Source organism: Streptomyces niveiscabiei (assembly GCF_033794345.1).
GTDB lineage: Bacteria > Actinomycetota > Actinomycetes > Streptomycetales > Streptomycetaceae > Streptomyces > Streptomyces niveiscabiei.
This window is the reverse complement of record NZ_JARAYJ010000018.1, coordinates 117,364-136,755: the sequence shown is the minus strand read 5'-3', so window position 1 is coordinate 136,755 and position 19,392 is coordinate 117,364. Positions and strand designations below refer to the sequence as shown.

Sequence of the window (19,392 nt, the reverse complement as noted above, 5' to 3'; positions counted from 1 at the left end):
CAAGCCCACCCGCTGGGACAAGGTCCGTCTTCGGATGGTCCAGTTCAAGAGGAGGTGGATCTTGCGGCTGTTTGGATGGTGAGTGGCCGCCCCCAAGTAACCTAGGGGCGGAACACCCATGAACCATCCGGGAGCCTGCCGCAGTATCCGGCTGTGGTGGGCTCCCACCTTTAGGCGTGATGGTGAATGGCCGTCCCTGCGAAACCCAGGGGCGGACACTCCGTAGCCCATCCACGAGTCTGCCTCAGTGCCCTCTACGGCTGACCCCGCCTGCCTCCAAGGTACTGGCCCCTGCCTGCCTCGCGCCACCAACCCCAGAAGTGCGCTCCTCCCGCGCGCCCCCTTTCACAACCGATGCGCCGCCCCCGTAGGCGTCGCCCCCCGCGTGTCCAGCAGCAGCTGCGCCTTTACTGACAACCCCTGGAGGTCATACGTCCGATGCTGCTGGAGCAGGATCGTCAGGTCGGCGTCGGCGGCGGACTCGTAGAGGGAGTCGGCGCGGGGGACGGGGCGGTCGAGGACGTTCCAGGAGGGGACGTGGGGGTCGTGGTAGCTGATCGAGGCGCCCAGCTCCATGAGGCGGACGGCGATCTCGTGGGCGGGGGTGTTCTGGCGGTCGGCGAGGTCCGCCTTGTAGGTGACGCCCAGGAGGAGGACGCGGGCGCCGCGCGCTGATTTGCCGTGTTCGTTCAGGAGGGCGGCGGCGCGCTGGACGACGTAGCGGGGCATGCGGGTGTTGACCTGCTGGGCGAGTTCGACCATGCGCAGGGGGCCGCCGGGGTGGTCGAGGGGGACGGAGTGGCCGCCGACGCCGGGGCCCGGGCGGAACGCCTGGAAGCCGAACGGCTTGGTCTCGGCGCAGCGGATGACGTCCCAGAGGTCGACGCCCAGACGGTGGCAGAGGATCGCCATTTCGTTGACGAGGGCGATGTTGACGTGCCGGAAGTTGGTCTCCAGGAGCTGCACGGTCTCCGCTTCACGCAGCCCGCGCGCGCGGACGACCTTGTCGGTGAGGCGGCCGTAGAACGCGGCGGCGGACTCCGTGCACGCGGGCGTGAGGCCGCCGATGACCTTGGGGGTGTTGGCCGGGGTGAAGGCGCGGTTGCCGGGGTCGACGCGGCTGGGGGAGTGCGCGAGGTGGAAGTCGCGTCCCGCGCGCAGGCCCGAGGTCTCTTCCAGGAGGGGGCGCAGGAAGTCCTCGGTCGTCCCGGGGTGCACGGGTGATTCGAGGATGACGGTGGTGTGCGGGCGCAGGTGCCCGGCGAGGGTGCGGGCGGCCGACTCCACCGCGCCGAGGTCCAGGCCGCCGTCCGCGTCGCGCGGGGTGGGCGCGCAGATCACCGCCGTGCGGACGCGGCCGAGTTCGGCGGGGTCGGTGACGACGCGGAAGCCCCCGGCGAGCATGCGGCGCAGTTCGGCGGGGGTGAGGGAGCCGGGTTCCGGGCCGGTGCGGTAGCCGATGGTGGGGATGCCTGCGGCGACCGCGGCCTGGGCCAGGGGGAGGCCGAGGGGGCCGAGTCCGATGACGGCGAGATCTGCGGGCATGGGGTGGGCCGTCCTTCCCAGTCACCGAGAACGGTGGGGTTAACCGAAGCGGGGCGGGTGCGCAAGCCCTGTGGACTGGACGGGCGAGCGCAATGTCAGACTAGGAGTAAATATGACCGTTATGCGGGATTGGTCGGGCGTGTTGTCCACAGGTGTGGCCTGACGCGGACAAGGCGGTCAGACTTTGAGCGAGGGCAAGGTGATCGACGGCGGGAGGCGACGGTGAGGACAGCGACACTGGGACCGGTCCAGCGGGCCGAGTCACTGGCGGACATGGCCGAGCACGAACTCGACATCCTGGTCGTCGGAGCCGGGGTGGTCGGCGCGGGCACGGCCCTCGACGCCGTCACCCGGGGCCTGTCCACCGGCCTGGTCGAGGCCCGCGACTGGGCGTCGGGCACCTCCAGCCGCTCCAGCAAGCTCATCCACGGCGGCCTGCGCTACCTGGAGATGCTCGACTTCGCCCTCGTCCGCGAGGCCCTCAAGGAGCGCGGCCTCCTCCTGGAGCGCCTCGCACCGCACCTGGTCAAACCGGTGCCGTTCCTCTACCCGCTCCAGCACAAGGGCTGGGAGCGGCTGTACGCGGGCTCGGGCGTCGCCCTCTACGACGCGATGTCGATGGCCCGGGGCCACGGCCGGGGCCTGCCCCTGCACCGCCACCTGAGCCACCGCCACGCCCTGCGCGTCGCCCCCGCGTTGCGCAAGGACGCCCTCGTCGGCGCGCTCCAGTACTACGACGCCCAGATGGACGACGCCCGCTTCGTCGCCACCCTGGTGCGCACGGCCGCCTCGTACGGCGCGAAGGTCGCCAACCGCGCGCGGGTGACCGGGTTCCTGCGGGAGGGGGAGCGGGTCGTCGGCGCGCGCGTGCAGGACGTCGAGGCGGGCGGGGAGTACGAGATCCGGGCCCGGCAGATCGTCAACGCGACCGGGGTGTGGACCGACGACACGCAGGCGATGGTCGGCTCGCGCGGGCAGTTCCACGTCCGGGCGTCCAAGGGCATCCACCTCGTCGTGCCGCGCGACCGCATCAACTCCTCGACCGGGCTGATCCTGCGCACCGAGAAGTCCGTGCTGTTCGTCATCCCCTGGGGGCGGCACTGGATCGTCGGGACGACCGACACCGACTGGGACCTCGACAAGGCGCACCCGGCCGCGTCCAGCGCCGACATCGACTACCTCCTGGAGCACGTCAACTCGGTCCTCGCGACGCCGCTCACCCGCGACGACGTCGAGGGCGTCTACGCGGGGCTGCGGCCCCTGCTGGCCGGCGAGTCGGACGCGACCAGCAAGCTGTCGCGCGAGCACACCGTCGCGCATCCGGTGCCGGGGCTCGTCGTCGTCGCGGGCGGCAAGTACACGACGTACCGGGTGATGGCCAAGGACGCGGTCGACGAGGCCGTCCACGGGCTCGACCAGCGGGTCGCCGCGTGTGTCACCGAGGACGTGCCGCTGCTCGGCGCCGAGGGGTACCGGGCGCTGTGGAACGGGCGTGCGCGGATCGCCGCGCGGGCCGGGCTGCACGTCGTGCGGGTCGAGCATCTGCTGAATCGGTTCGGCGCGTTGGCGCAGGAGGTGCTGGACCTCATCGCCGGGGATCCCTCGCTCGGGGAGCCGCTTCAGGGGGCTGATGACTATCTGCGGGCCGAGGTCGTGTACGCCGCCTCGCATGAAGGGGCCCGGCATCTGGACGATGTGCTGACCCGGCGGACCCGGATCTCCATCGAGACGTTCGACCGGGGGACGCGGTGTGCCCGCGAGGTCGCTTCGCTGATGGCGCCGGTTCTCGGGTGGGACGAGGGGCAGGTCGAGCGGGAGGTCCAGCACTACGAGAAGCGGGTGGAGGCGGAGCGGGAGTCTCAGCGGCAGCCGGACGATCTGACGGCGGATGCGGCGAGGTTGGGGGCGCCGGACATCGTTCCGCTCTGAGGTGCCTACGGGGGTGCCGCGTTCTGGCGGTCGGCGGCTGCGGGATCGTTGTGGCTGGTCGCGCCCGCGCGGCGGAGCCGCATATCGGTACAGCCCCGCGCCCCTTTGGGGCGCCATGGGTGACGTCACTCGAATGAGTGACCCCACGCTGGGATCTTTGCTCTGAGGCCCGCCGTTCTCCTAGTGACGCGGGCAGAACTCGGCAGCGAGCAAGGCCGGTTCGAGGTCGGGGGTCGCCAGCGTCGTGGTGTTCACGCGGAACGTGAGGACGTGGCGGCCGTCAGGCGTCGCGGCGGTGCGGACGTAGCTGCCGGGGATGCGGCCGTCGTGGCCCCACACCGTGACACCGCAGGGCAGCCTCGCGGGGAACAGGCCCAGGCCGTACGAGCCGTGTGCGGCGCGGGTGTCGAGCATCTCGCCCAGCCAGGGCGGGGGCAGGAGGCGGCCGGAGAGCAGCGCCGCGTAGAAGCGGTCGAGGTCGGCGAGTGTGGTCACCAGCTCGCCGGCGGCGCCCGCGACGCGGGGGTCGAGATCGGTGACGTCGGAACCGTCGCTCGCGAAAGCGCGGCCGTGCGGTGCGGGAAGGGACGTACGGGAGCCGGGGAAGGAGGTGCCCGTCAGACGCAGGGGAGTGATGATCCGGCGCTCGGCCTCGGCGGCGTAGGAGCGGCCGGTGACCTGTTCGACGACCAGGCCGAGCAGGACGTAGTTGGTGTTGGAGTAGGAGAAGCGGCCTCGGTCGGCCGGAGGGTGGGTGAGGGCCAGACGAACGGCCTGGAGAGCGGTGAGCGGGACGGTCCCCCGGGTGGTCCGGGTGAAGTCGTACAGGCCGCTGGTGTGGGTGAGCAGGGAGCGCAGGGTCAGCGCGCGGCCGTCGTTGCCGGCTCCCCGCACCAGTCCCGGCAGGTACCGCTCCACCGGGGCGGACAGCGACAGCCGGTGTTCCGCGGCCAGTTGGAGCACCACGGTGGCCACGAAGGTCTTGGTGACGCTGCCGGCCCGGAAGTGGTCGTCCGGGGAGATCCCGGCCCCGGCGGAGGCGTACCGGCTGCCGTCCGGTGTCCGTGCCAGCAGGGCGGCGGCCGGGGCCTTCCCCCGGAAGACCAGCAGGGGGAGCAGTGACTCCGGAGACGGGTTCACGGTGGCCCGCGAGCCGGCCGCCGCGAGTTCCAGCAGGAGCAGGGCGACGGCCACGACCAGCAGGCTCCGGCGCGGCGGCATCGCGGTCCTCCTCGGGTGGGTGGGGGTCATGATGCAGGCCGGAGATGAGGGCGAGGTGTGACAGACAGGGGGGAGGCGTGGGGTTGACGTGACGGTCGGGGGCAACTGGCCCCGGGCGACGGGTGGTTCGGTCACTTCGGGCGGTGGTGCGGTGAATGTCCGGGCGGGCGTGGCGGGGTGACGGAGGGCTGGACCGAAGGAGGGAGGCGGGGATGGCTGAACGGCGGTGTACCTATTGGCCGGAATGTGAGGAGGAGGGGCGCGAGGAGAGGGGGGTCTGGGCGTCGGGCACTTGGCGGGTAGGGGACAATGGAGGCTCTGTCAGGGCGGGTTGCATGAGGGGACGCATGTCGGAGGCGGAGCGGGCGGGGACATCCCGTCAGGACAAGAGCGCACGTCTCCTCGCCGGGCGGTACCGGCTGGGAGGCGTACTCGGCCGCGGCGGCATGGGGACGGTGTGGCGCGCGGAGGACGAGACGCTCGGGCGGACCGTCGCCGTCAAGGAGCTGAGGTTCCCGTCGAGCATCGACGAGGAGGAGAAGCGCCGGCTCATCACGCGCACGCTGCGCGAGGCCAAGGCGATCGCGAAGATCCGCAACAACAGCGCGGTGACCGTCTTCGACGTGGTCGACGAGGACGACCGGCCGTGGATCGTCATGGAGCTGGTCGAGGGGCGCTCGCTCGCGGAGGTCATCCGTGAGGACGGCCTGCTGAAGCCCCGGCGCGCGGCCGAGGTCGGGCTCGCGATCCTCGACGTGCTGCGGGCGGCGCACCGCGCGGGCATCCTGCACCGGGACGTGAAGCCGTCGAACGTGCTGATCGCCGAGGACGGCCGGGTCGTGCTCACCGACTTCGGCATCGCGCAGGTCGAGGGCGACCCGTCGATCACCTCGACGGGAATGCTCGTCGGCGCCCCCTCGTACATCGCCCCCGAGCGCGCGCGGGGCCACAAGCCCGGCCCCGCGGCGGACCTCTGGTCGCTGGGCGGCCTGCTGTACGCGGCGGTCGAGGGCGCCCCGCCGTACGACAAGGGCTCGGCGATCGCGACGCTCACGGCGGTGATGACCGAGCCGCTGGAGGAGCCGAAGAACGCGGGCCCCCTCCGGGACGTCATCTACGGGCTGCTCACCAAGGACCCCGTGCGGCGCCTCGACGACGCGGGCGCGCGCAGGCTGCTGGAGAAGGTCGTCTACGCGCCCGAGGCCGAGGAGCCGCCGCCGCTGGACGTGACGCAGGCCGTGCCGATGGTGGCACCCCCGGAGCAGGCCACGAAGCAGGCGGAGAAGCCGCGCAAGGCCGCCGTCCCGGCCGGGGCCCCCGCGGCCGGGCACGCCGGGTCGGCGGCGGTCAGCGGTCCCGCGCCGGCGAACGCCCCCGCGGCCGGGCGCAGTTCGGGCTGGCCCGTCATGACACCGCCGGACCTGCCCGCGCGGCCGGTGCAGCGGGCGCCGCTGACGGACGTGGTGCCGAAGCGGACGCTGGTGATCATCGCGGTGGTCGTGGTCCTCGCCGTGATCGGCACGGTCCTCGCGGTCAGCCTCAGCGGGGACGGCGGCGCCGACGACTCGGGCGCGGAGGGCGGCAAGCGGACCGTCGCGAGCGAGAGCGCCGGCACCAAGGAGGACCAGTCGGGCGGCACGCGCACGGACGGTGCGGCCGGCCGGTCCGCCGAGCCCGGCGCCTCCACCCCGGCCGGCCAGACGGCGCCCACCGGCGGCGCCGGCACGCAGGTGTCGCCGTCGGCGGACAGCGCGGCCGTGACGACGCACAAGGGCGGCCAGGGGTACGCGATCGGGCTGCCCGCCGGATGGAAGTTCAGCACCGCGAGCTCCGCCGGGGACCGGTTCACCGGGCCGGACGGGCAGAAGCTGCTCGTCGCCTGGACCAGCACGCCCAAGGACAACCCCGTCGCGGACTGGACGGCCCAGGAGAAGTCCATGCTGCGCGCGCAGTACCGCAAGATCCGAATAGAGGCGGTGGACTACCGGGGCTGGAACACGGCCGACTGGGAGTTCACCTACACGGAGAGCGGTACCTCGTACCGGACGATCGACCGGGGCTTCGTCGTCGACGACGACCAGGGGTACGCGCTCATGTACACGGCGAAGGCCGCCGACTGGGACGGTGAGCTGCGGAAGTCCACCTGGACGGCGCTGACGGAGAGCTTCCGGCCCAAGAAGTGAGACGGACGCTTCCGGGCGGCCCGTACGGGGGATGGACCGGGATATATGGCAACCGCTCTTTGCGGGTTGCCTCCGGCACGTATCGTGAGTGCTCGCGGACCGTACGCATCCAGGTCCGGGTGCACAACGGAGCGCGACGCGAACGGAATTGACAGACCGGGCGGCCGGGGGAGGCACGATGGACGACTACGCGGGTCGGGTGCTCGCCGACCGCTACCGGCTGCCGCTGCCGCCGTCCGAGGCGTACGAACTCAGCGAGACCCGCGCCTTCGACACGTACAGCGGCCAGGAGGTCCTCGTCCGGCAGGTGCCGCTGCCCGAGGTCGTCGAGGCTGAGGTCCTCGACGCGGAGGGGCTGCCGGAGGGGTTCACCGCGCGCGAGCGCGGGTACGGCGCCGGCGCGAGCACCCGCAGGCCCGCCGACCCCGTCGTACGCCGCGCCCTCGAAGCCGCGCAGGCCGCCGCGCGCATTCCCGACCATCCCCGGCTCGACCAGGTCTTCGATGTGTTCGCCGAGGGCGGCTCGCTGTGGATAGTGAGCGAACTCGTGGGCGCGCGCCCGCTCGCCGAGCTGCTCGCGCAGAAGCCGCTCACGCCGTACCGGGCCGCCGAGGTCGCCTCCGACGTGCTGATGGCGCTGCGGGTGCTGCACGCGCACGGGTGGGTGCACCGCAACATCACGGCGCGGACCGTCCTCGTGTGCGACGACGGGCGGATCGTCCTCACCGGCCTCGCGGTCGGCGCGGCCGAGGAGGCGCTGTGCGGCAACGACCCGGTGCCCGCCGAGGACGGGCCACTGCCCAGGACCGTCTCCGTGCCGCCCCTCGGGGCCGGCGGCGTGGACCCCGAGGCCGCGCGGCGGGCCGCGATCGAGGCACGGGCCGCGGGCCGGCCACCCGGCGGCGCGACCGGCGACGGCACGATGAGCAACGGCACGTTCGGCAACGGCACGTTCGGAAACGGGACGGCCGGTAGCGGCGCGGCCGGGACCGGTACGGCGGCGGGCCCGGCCGGTGAGATCGCCCCGCGCACCGCGGCCCCGGAGACCGGCGGGGACATCCGCGCCGCGCGCGCCGGAGCCATCGCCGCGTACCGCGCGGGCGCGCGAGCGGCGGCCCGGGTCCAGGAGGCCCAGCAGAACGGGAAGGCCCAGCAGAACGGGAACGCCCTGGAGAGCGGGCGGGCACCGGAGAACGGGCGCACCGCGCTGCCGGGCGCGCGGGGAGAGGACCCGCACGGGCAGATCGCCGATCCGTACGGGGTGCGCGGGGCACAGGGACTCGCTGGTCCCTACGGCGCCGGTGCCCATGGCGTCCGGGAGACGCCGGATGTCGTCAGCCCTTACGGCATACGCGACCCCCGGCCCTCACTCGGCGAGTCAACCCAGGCGCCCGTGACTCCCACTCGATGGAGTGACCTCGCGGCGGGAACCCCGCTGCCGCCCCCGGCCGTTGAGCAGGCAGACACCGCCCGTCCCGGCCACACCGTCCCGCAGCAGAACCCGGCGTCCACCCCGACCACCGCCCTCGCCGCCGAGCGTGCCCGCCAGGCACGGATGGCGGTCGTGGGACCCGTCACCGAGCGCTGGGCCCCCGAGCAGGCCGGGCCGGTCCACGAGAACTGGCAGCTGGCCGCGCCCATCGGCCCCGCCACCGACCTGTGGGCGCTCGGCGCGCTGCTCTTCAGGTCGGTCCAGGGACACGCGCCCTACCCGGAGGAGTCGACGGCCGAACTCGTCCAGATGGTGTGCGGTGAGCCCCCGGCGTTCGCCGAGGAGTGCGGGCCGCTCAGGCCGGTCGTGGAGTCCCTGCTGCGCCAGGACCCGACCGAGCGGCCGGACTTCGAGGAGCTGCGCGGCTGGCTGCGGTCGCTGGTGCGGTCGGCGCCCGAGGCGGAGGCCGGGGCGTACGTCGTCACCGCGCCGCCCGCCGACCCGCGACGGCTGCCGATCATCCGCCGCAAGGGCGAGCTGGTGCGCCGGCGCAAGGCCAGGGCGAAGGCCGCGGCGGGAGGCGCGCACGCCCGGCACAAGCGGGGGCGCGTCGAGCCGGAACGCGCGCCGCGCGGCCATGAGCGCTCGCTGCGTAGCGCGGAGCGGTCGCCGCGCAGCCTGGGGCGGACGCTGCTGGTGATCGTCCTGCTCCTGCTGGCGGGGGCGATCGCGTACGCGGTGCTCTTCATGCCGAAGGCCGGCGAGGAGGGGGCCGCGAACAGCCCAGGTTCCTCGGCCGGTGCCACCGAGGTCGCCGGGGCGACCGCCTCGCCGCCGCCCGCCAGCAGCGAACCCCGGCCCGACCAGTCGGCGCCGGGCGGCGAGGAGACGACGGCGGGCACGTCGACGCAGGCCGGGTCCGACGTGGCGGACGGGTTCACGCTGCGCGCGGACGACGCCGGGTTCCGGGTCGCCGTCGCCAACGGCTGGGAGCGGTCGCCGAAGAACGGGCGCGGGCAGGTCGTCTACTCGCACGGGGAGTTCGAGCTGATCGTCGTACCCGGCAGGGACACCGCGGCGGCCAACGGGAGCGATCCGATGGCCTACCAGCGGGACCGGGAGAGCGAGCTGGAGTCCTACCGGCGCTCCAGCTGGGCGACCGCGTCGGGGCTCAGGAACATCCAGGTCGGGCAGCAGAAGATGGCCGAGGGGCAGTTCACCTGGACGAGCGACGGCGGGCAGGAACTGTTCGTGCGCAACCGGGCCATCCTCATCGCCGGGCGGTACCACGTCGTCCAGGTCCGGGGGCCGGAGGCGGAGCGGGACGAGGTGACGCGGCTGTACGAACAGGCCGCGGAGAGCTACCGGTACACCGGCTGAGGGCGGCGGGCGGGCCGGTTCCCGGAACGGGTCCGAAGCGACAACCGTCACAGTGGTGTCTCCATGGGCCCGCTTTGGTTCCACGGACGTCGGCCGGTCTTTACGCTGAGCCTGTCAAGAGCATTGCGGGGCAACGTGAATCAGATGCAGGGCCTGCTCCTCGCGGGCCGCTACCGGCTCGTCGACTCCATCGGGAGCGGCGGCATGGGCCGTGTGTGGCGTGCGCACGACGAGCTGCTGCACCGGGCCGTCGCGATCAAGGAGCTGACCGCCGCGCTCTACGTCGCGGAGGCCGACAAGGCCGTGCTGCTCGCCCGCACCCGGGCCGAGGCGCGCGCGGCGGCGCGGATCAACCACTCCGCCGTCGTCACCGTCCACGACGTCCTCGAACACGACGGCCGGCCCTGGATCGTGATGGAACTCGTCGAGGGCCGCTCCCTCGCCGACGCCGTCAAGGCGGACGGGCGGGTCGAGCCCGCCGAGGCCGCGCGGATCGGGATGTGGGTGCTGCGGGCGCTGCGCGCGGCGCACTCCGCGGGCGTGCTGCACCGGGACGTGAAGCCTGGCAACGTTCTCCTCTCCGAGGACGGGCGGGTGCTCCTCACCGACTTCGGCATCGCGCAGATCGAGGGCGACACGACGATCACCCGTACGGGGGAGGTCGTCGGGTCCGTCGACTACCTCGCGCCCGAGCGGGTACGCGGCAACGACCCCGGGCCCTCCTCCGACCTGTGGGCGCTCGGCGCGACGCTGTACACCGCCGTCGAGGGGCGCTCGCCCTTCCGGCGTACCTCCCCGCTGACCACGATGCAGGCCGTCGTCCAGGAAGAGGCCGCCGATCCGCGGCACGCGGGGGTGCTCGGGCCGGTCATCACCGCGCTGCTGCGCAAGGACCCCGCGACGCGGCCCGGGATGGCCGAGGCCGAGGAGATGCTGGCGGAGGCCGCCGAGGGGCGGCGGGCGCAGGGGGCTCAGGCGTACGTGCCCACGCGGTACGAGGGCGGCGGCGGGTACGGGACGTCCGGGCAGGGGTTCGACTCGGGGTCGGGTGCCGGGTTCGGGAGTGGGTCCAACGGGGTGTATGGGGCCGGTGGGGTTGGTGGGGCTGCGGGTGGGACGGTCGGTGGGGGGAGCAACGGGGCCGGGTTCGGGGCTCCTGGTGGAAGCAACGGGACCGGGTTCGGGGCTGTCGGCGGGAGTGACGGTGCCGGGTTCGCGGCCGGTGGCGACGGGTTCGGGTCCGGGGGACACGCCGGGGCCGGGGTGCCGCCGTACAGCAGTGGTGAGGTGCACTCCGTCGGGGTCGTGACCGGAGCCGGTGCCGGGCAGGCGGCGCCGAAGCGGCGGCGGCTGCGGACGCTCGCGCTCGTCGTCGTGCTCGCCGCGCTGGTCGGTGGCGGGACCGCCGTGGCGTTCCAGCGGTGGGACGAGGGGCGGCAGCGCGGGGACTTGGCCGCCGGCGATCCCTCGCCCGGTCCGTCCGCCGTCGAGGGGACCGTGCCCGACTCCTGGGTGGAGGTGGACGATCCGCTCGGGTTCGGGCTGTCGCTGCCGAAGGGGTGGAAGCGGGAGGTCTTCCAGGACGACGGGGACCTCAAGCAGATCGACTACACGCCGGACGGCGGCGAGCACTTCGTCCGGATCGCCATGGACGTCTCGCCCGACTACGCCGATCCGCACGCCCACCAGATCGATCTGGAGAAGCAGCTCAAGCGGCTCGTCGACTACCGGCGGGTCAAGCTGGAGGAGAACCTGTACCGGGACCGCAAGGGGTCCGAGTGGGAGTACACGTGGACGGCGCTCGCCAAGGACACGAAGTTTCCCGGGCCTCGGCGGGCGGTCGAGGAGACGTACGTCGCGCATGACGGGACCGAGTACGCGATCTACATGTCGTCGCCGGTGGAGGACTGGGCCACCGCCGCGAAGCAGTTCACGTCCGTGCTGAAGAGCTGGCGGGAAGCGGATCGGTCGGCGGGCTGAGGGCGGGCGCGTCCGGCTTCCGGTGTCCGCCGGTGCTTTCCCGGGGGGCTTCTGGTGGTTCGTCTGGTTGTCTTCGGGCTCGGGCTCGGGCTCGGGTCCGGCTCGCGTTGATAATCCGGGGGCTCGCACGGTAGTCATGGGGCATGAGTGACGACCGGGGTGCTGGGGACGACGGTGACGGGCGGATAGTGGGCGGGCGGTACCGCCTTCTCGGGGAGACGGGGGGTGAGGGGGCGGGAGTCGTGTGGCGGGCCTGGGACGTGCAGGCCGGGCGGGAGGTTGCCGTCAAGGCGCCTCGGGTGCCGGGGGAGCCGGGGAGCGAGGAGTTCCGGCGGGCCGCGCATCGGCTGTACCAGGAGGCTCGCGCCGCTGCTCGCGTGGAGCATCCCGGTGCTGTCGTGATCCAGGACGTGGTGGTCGAGGGGGAGGATCAACTTCCCTGGGTGGTCATGGAGTTGGTCGAGGGGGAGTCGCTCGCGGAGGCGCTGGAGCTCGGGCCTCTGGGGTACGTGGAGGCGGCCCGGGTCGGGGGTGTCGTGCTGGGGGCTCTGCGGGCCGCGCACGCGGTGGGGATCGTGCACCGGGACGTACGGCCCGAGCATGTGCTGCTCGGGGCGGACGGGCGGGTCGTGGTGACCGACTTCGGGATCGCCCATGGGTACGAAGAGGGGGGCACCGTACGGGAGTTGGAGTTCGCGGCGCCGGAGCGGGCCGCCGGGGGGCATGCCGGGGCCGAGTCGGATCTGTGGTCGCTGGGGGTGTTGCTGTACGCCGCTGTCGAGGGGGTGTCGCCGTTTCGGCGGGGCACCGCCGAGGAGACGCTCGCGGCGGTGCTCGCCGGGGAGGTGCCCGAGCCGGTGCGGGCCGGTGAACTGGGGGTGGTGCTCTCGGGGTTGCTGGTGAAGGAGCCGGGGGAGCGGATGGGGGCCGGTGAGGTGGAGGAGGTGTTGCGGGCGGTCTCCGGGGGTGGTGTCGTACCTGAGGGTGAGGCGGGTGAGGGGCGTGCTCGGGGCGTCGTACCTGAGAGGGAGGCGCCGCGGGAGCGGGAGCGGGTCGTCGTACCTGAGGACCAGGGCGGGTACGACGACCAGGAGCCGGCGCGGCGGCGGCCCTTTCCGCTCAGCCTCTTCTTCGGGTGACCCGGCGGCGATCCGGCAGGAGCCCGGCGGCGATCCGGCGGCGCCTGTCCCAGCGGCTCGGTGAACCCCCTGATCAGCGGCTTCCTCGCCAGTGAACGCTGGCACGGTGTGCGGGTGCGGTGAATCCGCGTTACCGACGGGTACCCAAAGGCGTGGCGGCGGCATACCCTGCGCGTCATGACGGACTCGCAGGCTCCCAGCAGCGCCCCGCACGGCACGAACCCCGTCGCCCCGGCCCCGGCCGGGGTGCGCACCGCGGCGGACGTGGTCACCCCCGAACTGGTCGCCCAGCTCACGAAGGGTGTCGTGGGCTCGGGGCGCACCGCCAACCACACGCCGTTCACCGGGGAGAAGCTCGCCGACCTGCCCGAGTCGACGCCCGAGGACGTGGCGCTCGCCTTCGAGCGGGCCCGCGCCGCGCAGGACGTCTGGGCGCGGACGCCGGTCAGGGAGCGGGCGGCGGTGCTGCTGCGCTTCCACGACCTGCTCCTGGAGCGCCAGGCGGAGGTCCTCGACCTGGTCCAGCTGGAGACCGGCAAGGCGAGGCTGCACGCGCACGAGGAGGTCCAGGCCGTCGCGGTCGCCGCCCGGCACTACGGCCGCAGGGGACCGTCGTACCTGAGGGCCAAGGGGCACACGGGAGCCATCCCCAGTCTCACCAAGGTCACCGAACTGCGTCATCCCCGAGGGGTGGTCGGGCAGATAGCCCCCTGGAACTACCCCCTCGAACTGTCCGTCGGCGACGCGATCCCGGCGTTCGTCGCGGGCAACGCCGTCGTCATGAAGCCCGACACGGAGACCTGCCTCACCGCGCTGTGGGCGCGCGACCTGCTGATCGAGGCGGGCCTCCCCGCCGAGGTGTTCCAGGTCGTGCTCGGCGACGGCCCGGTCATCGGCCCCGAGCTGGTCCGGCACGCCGACTACGTCTCCTTCACCGGCTCCACCCGCGTCGGCCGCGAGGTCGCGCAGGGCGCCGCCGCCCGGCTGGTCGGGGTGTCGCTCGAACTCGGCGGCAAGAACGCCATGCTGGTGCTGAAGGACGCGGACATCGAGAAGGCCGCCGCCGGCGCCGTCCGGGCCTGCTTCTCCTCCGCCGGCCAACTCTGCGTGTCCATCGAGCGGTTGTACGTCCACGAGTCGATCGCCGACGTCTTCCTCGACCGGTTCGCCGCCCGCACACGGGCCATGCGGCTCGGCAACTCCCTCGCCTACGGTGCCGAGATGGGCTCGCTGGTGGGACAGCGGCAGCTCGACACCGTGACGCGGCACGTGGCGGAGGCCGTCGCCAAGGGCGCCACCGTCGTCACGGGCGGCGTGGCCCGGCCCGACATCGGGCCCTACTTCTACGAGCCGACCATCCTCGAAGGCGTCGAGGCGCCGATGGCGGTGTGCGGGGAGGAGACGTTCGGGCCGGTCGTCGCGATCTACCGGTTCACGGACGAGGACCAGGCCATCGCGCTCGCCAACTCGACGTCGTACGGCCTCAATTCGTCCGTGTGGACGAAGGACGGGCGGCGTGGGCGGGCCGTCGCCGCGCGGCTGCGGACCGGGACCGTCAACGTCAACGAGGGATACGCGTCCGCGTACGGGAGTGTCCAGTCGCCGATGGGCGGCATGAAGGACTCCGGGCTCGGCAGGCGGCACGGGTCCGAGGGGATCCTCAAGTACACCGAGGCGCAGACGGTCGCGCACCAGCGGCTGCTGCCGATGGCGCCCTCGCTCGGCATGGACGACGAGAAGTACGCGCGGTTCATGAGCCGCAGCCTTCGGGCGATGAAGGCTTTCCGGTTCCGGTAGGAGGCAGCGTGTCAGAGCAGTCCCAAGTCGCCTACGACTACGACGTGTTGGTCGTCGGCTCCGGCTTCGGCGGGTCCGTGACCGCGCTGCGCCTCACCGAAAAGGGTTACCGGGTGGGCGTGCTGGAGGCCGGGCGCCGGTTCGGCCGCGAGCTGCTGCCCAGGAACTCCTGGGACCTGAGGAACTACCTCTGGGCACCCCGGCTCGGCTTCTACGGCATCCAGCGCATCCATCTCCTGGGCAACGTCATGGTGTTGGCCGGCGCCGGGGTCGGCGGCGGGTCCCTCAACTACGCCAACACCCTCTACGTGCCGCCCAAGGCGTTCTTCGAGGACCCCCAGTGGAAGGAGATAACCGACTGGGAACAGGAGTTGACGCCGTACTACGACCAGGCCCGGCGGATGCTCGGCGTGCGGCTCAACCCGACCGTCACCCCCTCCGACGTCCATCTCAAGGCCGCCGCGCAGCGCATGGGCGTCGGTGACACCTTCCACATGGCGCCGGTCGGCGTCTACTTCGGGGACGGCGAGGACGCGGACGGGCAGGGGCCGACAGCCAAGCCCGGTGAGGAAGTTGCCGACCCGTACTTCGGCGGGGCCGGGCCCAAGCGGCGGGCCTGCACCGAGTGCGGGGAGTGCATGACCGGCTGCCGGCACGGCGCGAAGAACACCCTCAACGAGAACTACCTGTACCTCGCCGAGAAGGCCGGAGCGACGGTGCACGCGATGACCACCGTCGTCTCCGTCACCGACGACTCGCGCGGCGGGTACGCGGTCGCCACGCTGCCCACCGACAACCGGCGCAAGGGCAAGGGGCGGATCCTCACCGCCCGCCACGTCGTCCTCGCGGCCGGCACCTACGGCACGCAGACGCTGCTGCACCGGATGAAGGCGGGCGGGCAACTCCCGTACCTGTCCGAGCGGTTGGGGGAGCTGACCCGGACCAACTCCGAGGCGCTCGTGGGGGCGCAGACCGACGAGCGGCGCTACCGGAAGGCCACCGGGCGAAGCCCCGACTTCACGCGCGGGGTCGCCATCACCTCGTCCGTGCACCCCGACGCCAGCACGCACATCGAACCCGTGCGGTACGGCAAGGGGTCCAACGCGATGGGCGGCCTGTCGATCGTCCAAGTCCCTTACGCGGAAGGGTCGTCGAGGGTCGCCGGCTGGCTCGCGCACATCGCCCGGCACCCGATGCTGCTGCTGCGGTCCCTGTCGAACCGGAAGTGGTCCGAGCGGACCATCATCGGGCTCGTCATGCAGTCGCTGGACAACTCGCTCACGACCTACCTGAAGCCGTCCGGTGTGGGCAAGGGGCTGCTGACGGCCCGTCAGGGACACGGCGCGCCCAACCCCCAGCAGATCAGGGCCGCTTCGGAAGCCGCGTCCGCCATCGCCGCCGACATCAACGGGTTCGCCGGGTCCAACGTCGGTGAGCTGATGGGCACTCCGCTCACCGCGCACTTCCTCGGCGGGTGCCCCATCGGGGACTCCCGGGAGAGCGGCGTCATCGACCCCTACCACCGGCTGTACGGCCACCCCGGGATCTCCGTCGTCGACGGGGCCGCCGTCTCCGCGAACCTCGGCGTGAACCCCTCCCTGACGATCACCGCGCAGGCCGAACGGGCCATGGCGTACTGGCCGAACAAGGGCGAGCCCGACACGCGGCCCGCGCAGGGGGAGGCGTACGAGCGGCTCGCCGCCGTCGAGCCGAAGTCGCCTGCGGTGCCGGAAGAGGCGTTCGGGGCGCTGAGGCTGCCGTTCCTCGGGATGCCGGTCGTACCCCCCAAGGGGGACTGACAGCACGAAGGGACCTGCGCCCCCCTCCGAGCGCAGGTCCCTCCGTCGTCCTCAGGTATTACGCGTGGCTGCCGTCCGTCTTGCGGCGGCGGACGATGAAGATCGCGCCCGCACCGGCGACGACGGCCGCGCCGCCGACGAGGCCGATCATCGGGAGCGCGGAGGACGAACCGGTCTCCGCGAGGCTTCCGGTGACCTCGACGTCGTTCAGGTTGACCGGCTTGGCGCCGCCCGTCTGGGGCTTGGCGTTGCCCGGCTTGCCGGGCTTCGAACCGGCGGCGAGGATCTGGACCTCGTAGATCGCGCCGTTCGGGTCGTTGCCGACCCAGCAGCTCTTGGCGTCCGAGTACGTCGCGAGACCGATGGCGAAGCCGATGGAGTCGGGCACCTTGCCGTCGACGGCGATCCGCAGCTTGTACGACGTGGACTTGCCCGCGCCGAGCGTCAGCGGGCTGAAGGTCGTCGCGTCGCCGAAGCCGTCCTCCAGCGTGATCCACTTGCCCGAGGACGGCTGGAAGACCTGGAGGGTGAGGCCGTCGGAGTAGTCCTCCTCGGCGTCCTCGGACTCCGCGCCGACCAGGATGAACGGCTTGATGTCCTTGATCGTGTCCTTGCCGTCGTTGGCGACGTCGAAGGTGAAGTTGTGCCAGCCGCTGCCCGCGACGATCTTCTCCGGCAGGTTGGACAGACCGGTGCTCAGGCTCTCGCTGAGCTGGATCTCGTCCTCCTCGGACATGGTCTCGCAGTAGTCGACCTCCGCCGGGGCCGACGGCGAGGAGCTGACCGACGTGCTCGCGGACGGCGTGCCGGTCGGCGTACCGGACGCGCTGCCGCTCGGCGAGCTCGACGGCGAGGTGCTCGGCGACGCGCTGCCCTTGCCGGTGTCGCCCTTGTCGTCACCGGTCGTGTCACCGGCCGCCGGGGACGCCGGCACCTCCTCGGGCGCCGACTCGGAGGCCGAGACCGACGGCGACGGGGACGCGGACGTGCCGTCCTCCGCGAACGCGGACGGCGCGGACATCAGGGCCAGCGGGGACAGTGCGGCGGTCGCGGCGGCCACGGCTATGGCACGGCGGAGCTTCATGAGAAGACCTCGGGTTGTCAGGCACGGCGCGCCCGGGTGGCGTGCCGTGTCGGCGGGAGACCTTCCGCGTTGGGGGCGCGGGTGTGGCCCGTGTTACGGGAGGTTTGATCCGCGAGCAGCGGGAAAGGTTGCACGGTTTCTCACGCAATTCTTATGTGTTCCACATCACGTGGTTTCGATGTGGGCCGCATCGCGCTCTACGCTCTGCTGCCGCAGAAGCCTGCGTGAGGACCGAGGGGGATGGCCACCGTGCCCGAGATATCCGACGACGACTGGGACAAGTTCCTGCGCGAGACCGTGGAGGATACGGCGAAGCGTTCGGACGACGTACCGAAGGAACCGTCCGCGCGCGCCCGCATGGTGACCGCGCGCCTGCGCGAGCAGGAGGCCCGGGGCGAACTCCCCGAGGGCTGGCGCACCGGCCCCGCCTGGCAGGACACCGAGGCGCGGGCGCGCAAGCGACGCCGCCTGTGGACGTTCGTCGGCGTCCCCGTCGCCGCCGCGCTGGCCTTCGTCGCGATGAAGCCGTCGGTCATCCCGGGCGACCCGTTCGGTACGGGCTCGGACGGCACCGACGTCGCGGCGACCCCCCTCCCGCCCGAGACGGCCGCCCCCAGCGCCGCCCCCGGAGCCGTCGACCCGGACGCCCCCACGCAGGCCCGCCCCTTCGCGGGCTCCCCGGCGCTCCAGTGGGCCGACGGCGCCGCCGGCATCGTCCCGCCCCCGGCGACGGCGGTGAAGGGGTTCACGAAAGCGCAGGTCCAGGACGTGCTGACGAAGACGCGGACCCTGCTGATCGACACCAACCTCGACCCGGCGACGCTGCGGGGCGAGCGCCCGGACGCGGCGCCGAAGCTGATCGACCCGCTCCAGAAGGACGTCCACAAGCTGTTCGGCGCGGCCCTGCGCAAGCCGGACAAGGAGGACGATCCGCTGCTGCTGTTCAGCCGGTTCGACCCCGCCGAGGTCAGGATCGCCGGGAACGTCGTGAAGACGCGCGGGCGGATGACCTTCACCGGGGACAAGAACGGTTCGGTCGTCGTCCGCGCCGACTACACCTTCGTCTATCCCGTGGTCCGCGCGAGCACGCCCGCCGGTGACGGTGACGCCGAGGCGACCCGCACGGTCGTCCGCCGCCTCCTGGAGGTCAAGCTCTCCGACCCCGCGCGCTACCAGGTGACCCCGGGGACGGTCTTCCTCTCCGTGAACCAGATGGAGAGCGCCAACTCCACGTGCGACGTGTACGACGGCTGGTTCCACCCGGAGTTCGTCGGCGACCGCTCGTCCGGGCCGTCGCCCTCCGGGCCGGAGTCGGACCCGTACGACCGCAGCAAGGGGATGGACACGGGGACGCCGGGCGTCGAGGAGCCGTGCGGAACGGTCTCCCGCATCTGACCGCATCCGACCTTGGAGCGGCCGGCAAGAGCGAAGGGCCCCGCGGGACGGAGCCGCGGGGCCCTTCTTTCGTCAGCACCGGCGTCAGGGCAGCGCCGGTGCCTCCCGGGAGCGGCGCCGGGGGGTGCGCCGCTGTGGATGGTGCGTGGGCCGGCCCGTCACCTGCCGAACGCCAGTGGTCTGGACCTCTGGCAGTGGGCGTTCCGGCGTCTCCGCCGCGCCGTGCACGGCGGGCGGGGGTTCGTGGGGGGACGTGAAGCTGTACGCATCGTGCTGGATGAACGCGGTCGCCGCAACCGTTTGACCCGGACCTCATAGATTTTTGCAGTTTCCGCCGGTCGGCCCCGAGCGTCCCCGGGGCCGACCGTTTCTCTGGGATGACCGGGCCGCTGTCCCCTGCCGTCCGGTCATCTCGCTGGAGCGAGGTCCCACGACGCACGGCACGATCCGTACGTCTCATCGCTCCGACGAGCCACGCGTGGTTCTTCCGGGCCCGCGCCTGGCTGGC

11 protein-coding genes are annotated in these 19,392 nt (G+C 72.6%); 8 read left to right on the top strand and 3 right to left on the bottom strand.

The annotated features are described in order from the left end of the window. Nucleotides 1–345: 345 nt before the first annotated feature. Nucleotides 346–1,545: a nucleotide sugar dehydrogenase gene (locus PV682_RS24515; protein ID WP_319733336.1), complete on the bottom strand. Its 1,200-nt coding sequence runs from the start codon at nt 1,543–1,545 to the stop codon at nt 346–348. Between the two features lie 222 nt (nt 1,546–1,767). Between PV682_RS24515 and PV682_RS24510 the strand changes: the two genes are divergently transcribed. Next, a complete protein-coding gene (locus tag PV682_RS24510; protein WP_319733334.1) occupies nt 1,768–3,474 on the top strand; it encodes a glycerol-3-phosphate dehydrogenase/oxidase in 1,707 nt (568 codons plus the stop codon). A gap of 180 nt (nt 3,475–3,654) precedes the next feature. Here PV682_RS24510 and PV682_RS24505 read toward each other — a convergent pair whose 3' ends face one another. Further along, on the bottom strand, nt 3,655–4,695 hold the full coding sequence (locus PV682_RS24505) for a serine hydrolase domain-containing protein (protein WP_319733332.1): 1,041 nt from the start codon (nt 4,693–4,695) through the stop codon (nt 3,655–3,657). Between the two features lie 347 nt (nt 4,696–5,042). Here PV682_RS24505 and PV682_RS24500 point away from each other — a divergent pair, with 347 nt between their 5' ends. From PV682_RS24500 to PV682_RS24475, 6 genes are all read left to right on the top strand, one after another. Continuing rightward, the gene (locus tag PV682_RS24500) at nt 5,043–6,878 is read left to right on the top strand and encodes a serine/threonine-protein kinase (protein WP_319733404.1); all 1,836 of its coding nucleotides are present in this window, start codon (nt 5,043–5,045) and stop codon (nt 6,876–6,878) included. A gap of 178 nt (nt 6,879–7,056) precedes the next feature. Next, entirely contained in the window at nt 7,057–9,690 is a 2,634-nt protein-coding gene (locus PV682_RS24495; protein ID WP_319733330.1) for a protein kinase, read from the top strand. Nucleotides 9,691–9,834: 144 nt separating this feature from the next. Further along, nucleotides 9,835–11,670 (top strand): serine/threonine-protein kinase, encoded by a 1,836-nt coding sequence (locus PV682_RS24490; RefSeq protein WP_319733328.1) that lies wholly within the window; start codon nt 9,835–9,837, stop codon nt 11,668–11,670. 143 nt (nt 11,671–11,813) lie between these two features. Continuing rightward, nucleotides 11,814–12,809 carry a serine/threonine-protein kinase gene (locus PV682_RS24485; RefSeq protein WP_319733326.1) on the top strand — a complete coding sequence of 332 codons (996 nt, stop codon included), beginning with the start codon at nt 11,814–11,816 and terminating at the stop codon, nt 12,807–12,809. Nucleotides 12,810–12,986: 177 nt separating this feature from the next. Beyond that, complete coding sequence (locus PV682_RS24480; protein WP_319733324.1) at nt 12,987–14,606, top strand: succinic semialdehyde dehydrogenase; 1,620 nt, start codon at nt 12,987–12,989, stop codon at nt 14,604–14,606. An 8-nt stretch (nt 14,607–14,614) separates the two neighbouring features. Further along, complete coding sequence (locus PV682_RS24475; protein WP_319733322.1) at nt 14,615–16,405, top strand: GMC family oxidoreductase; 1,791 nt, start codon at nt 14,615–14,617, stop codon at nt 16,403–16,405. 58 nt (nt 16,406–16,463) lie between these two features. Here PV682_RS24475 and PV682_RS24470 read toward each other — a convergent pair whose 3' ends face one another. Next, nucleotides 16,464–17,489, bottom strand: coding sequence for an LAETG motif-containing sortase-dependent surface protein (locus tag PV682_RS24470; protein WP_319733320.1), 1,026 nt, complete (start codon nt 17,487–17,489; stop codon nt 16,464–16,466). Nucleotides 17,490–17,729: 240 nt separating this feature from the next. Here PV682_RS24470 and PV682_RS24465 point away from each other — a divergent pair, with 240 nt between their 5' ends. Then, nucleotides 17,730–18,884, top strand: coding sequence for a hypothetical protein (locus tag PV682_RS24465; RefSeq protein WP_319733318.1), 1,155 nt, complete (start codon nt 17,730–17,732; stop codon nt 18,882–18,884). The last annotated feature ends 508 nt before the right edge of the window (nt 18,885–19,392 follow it).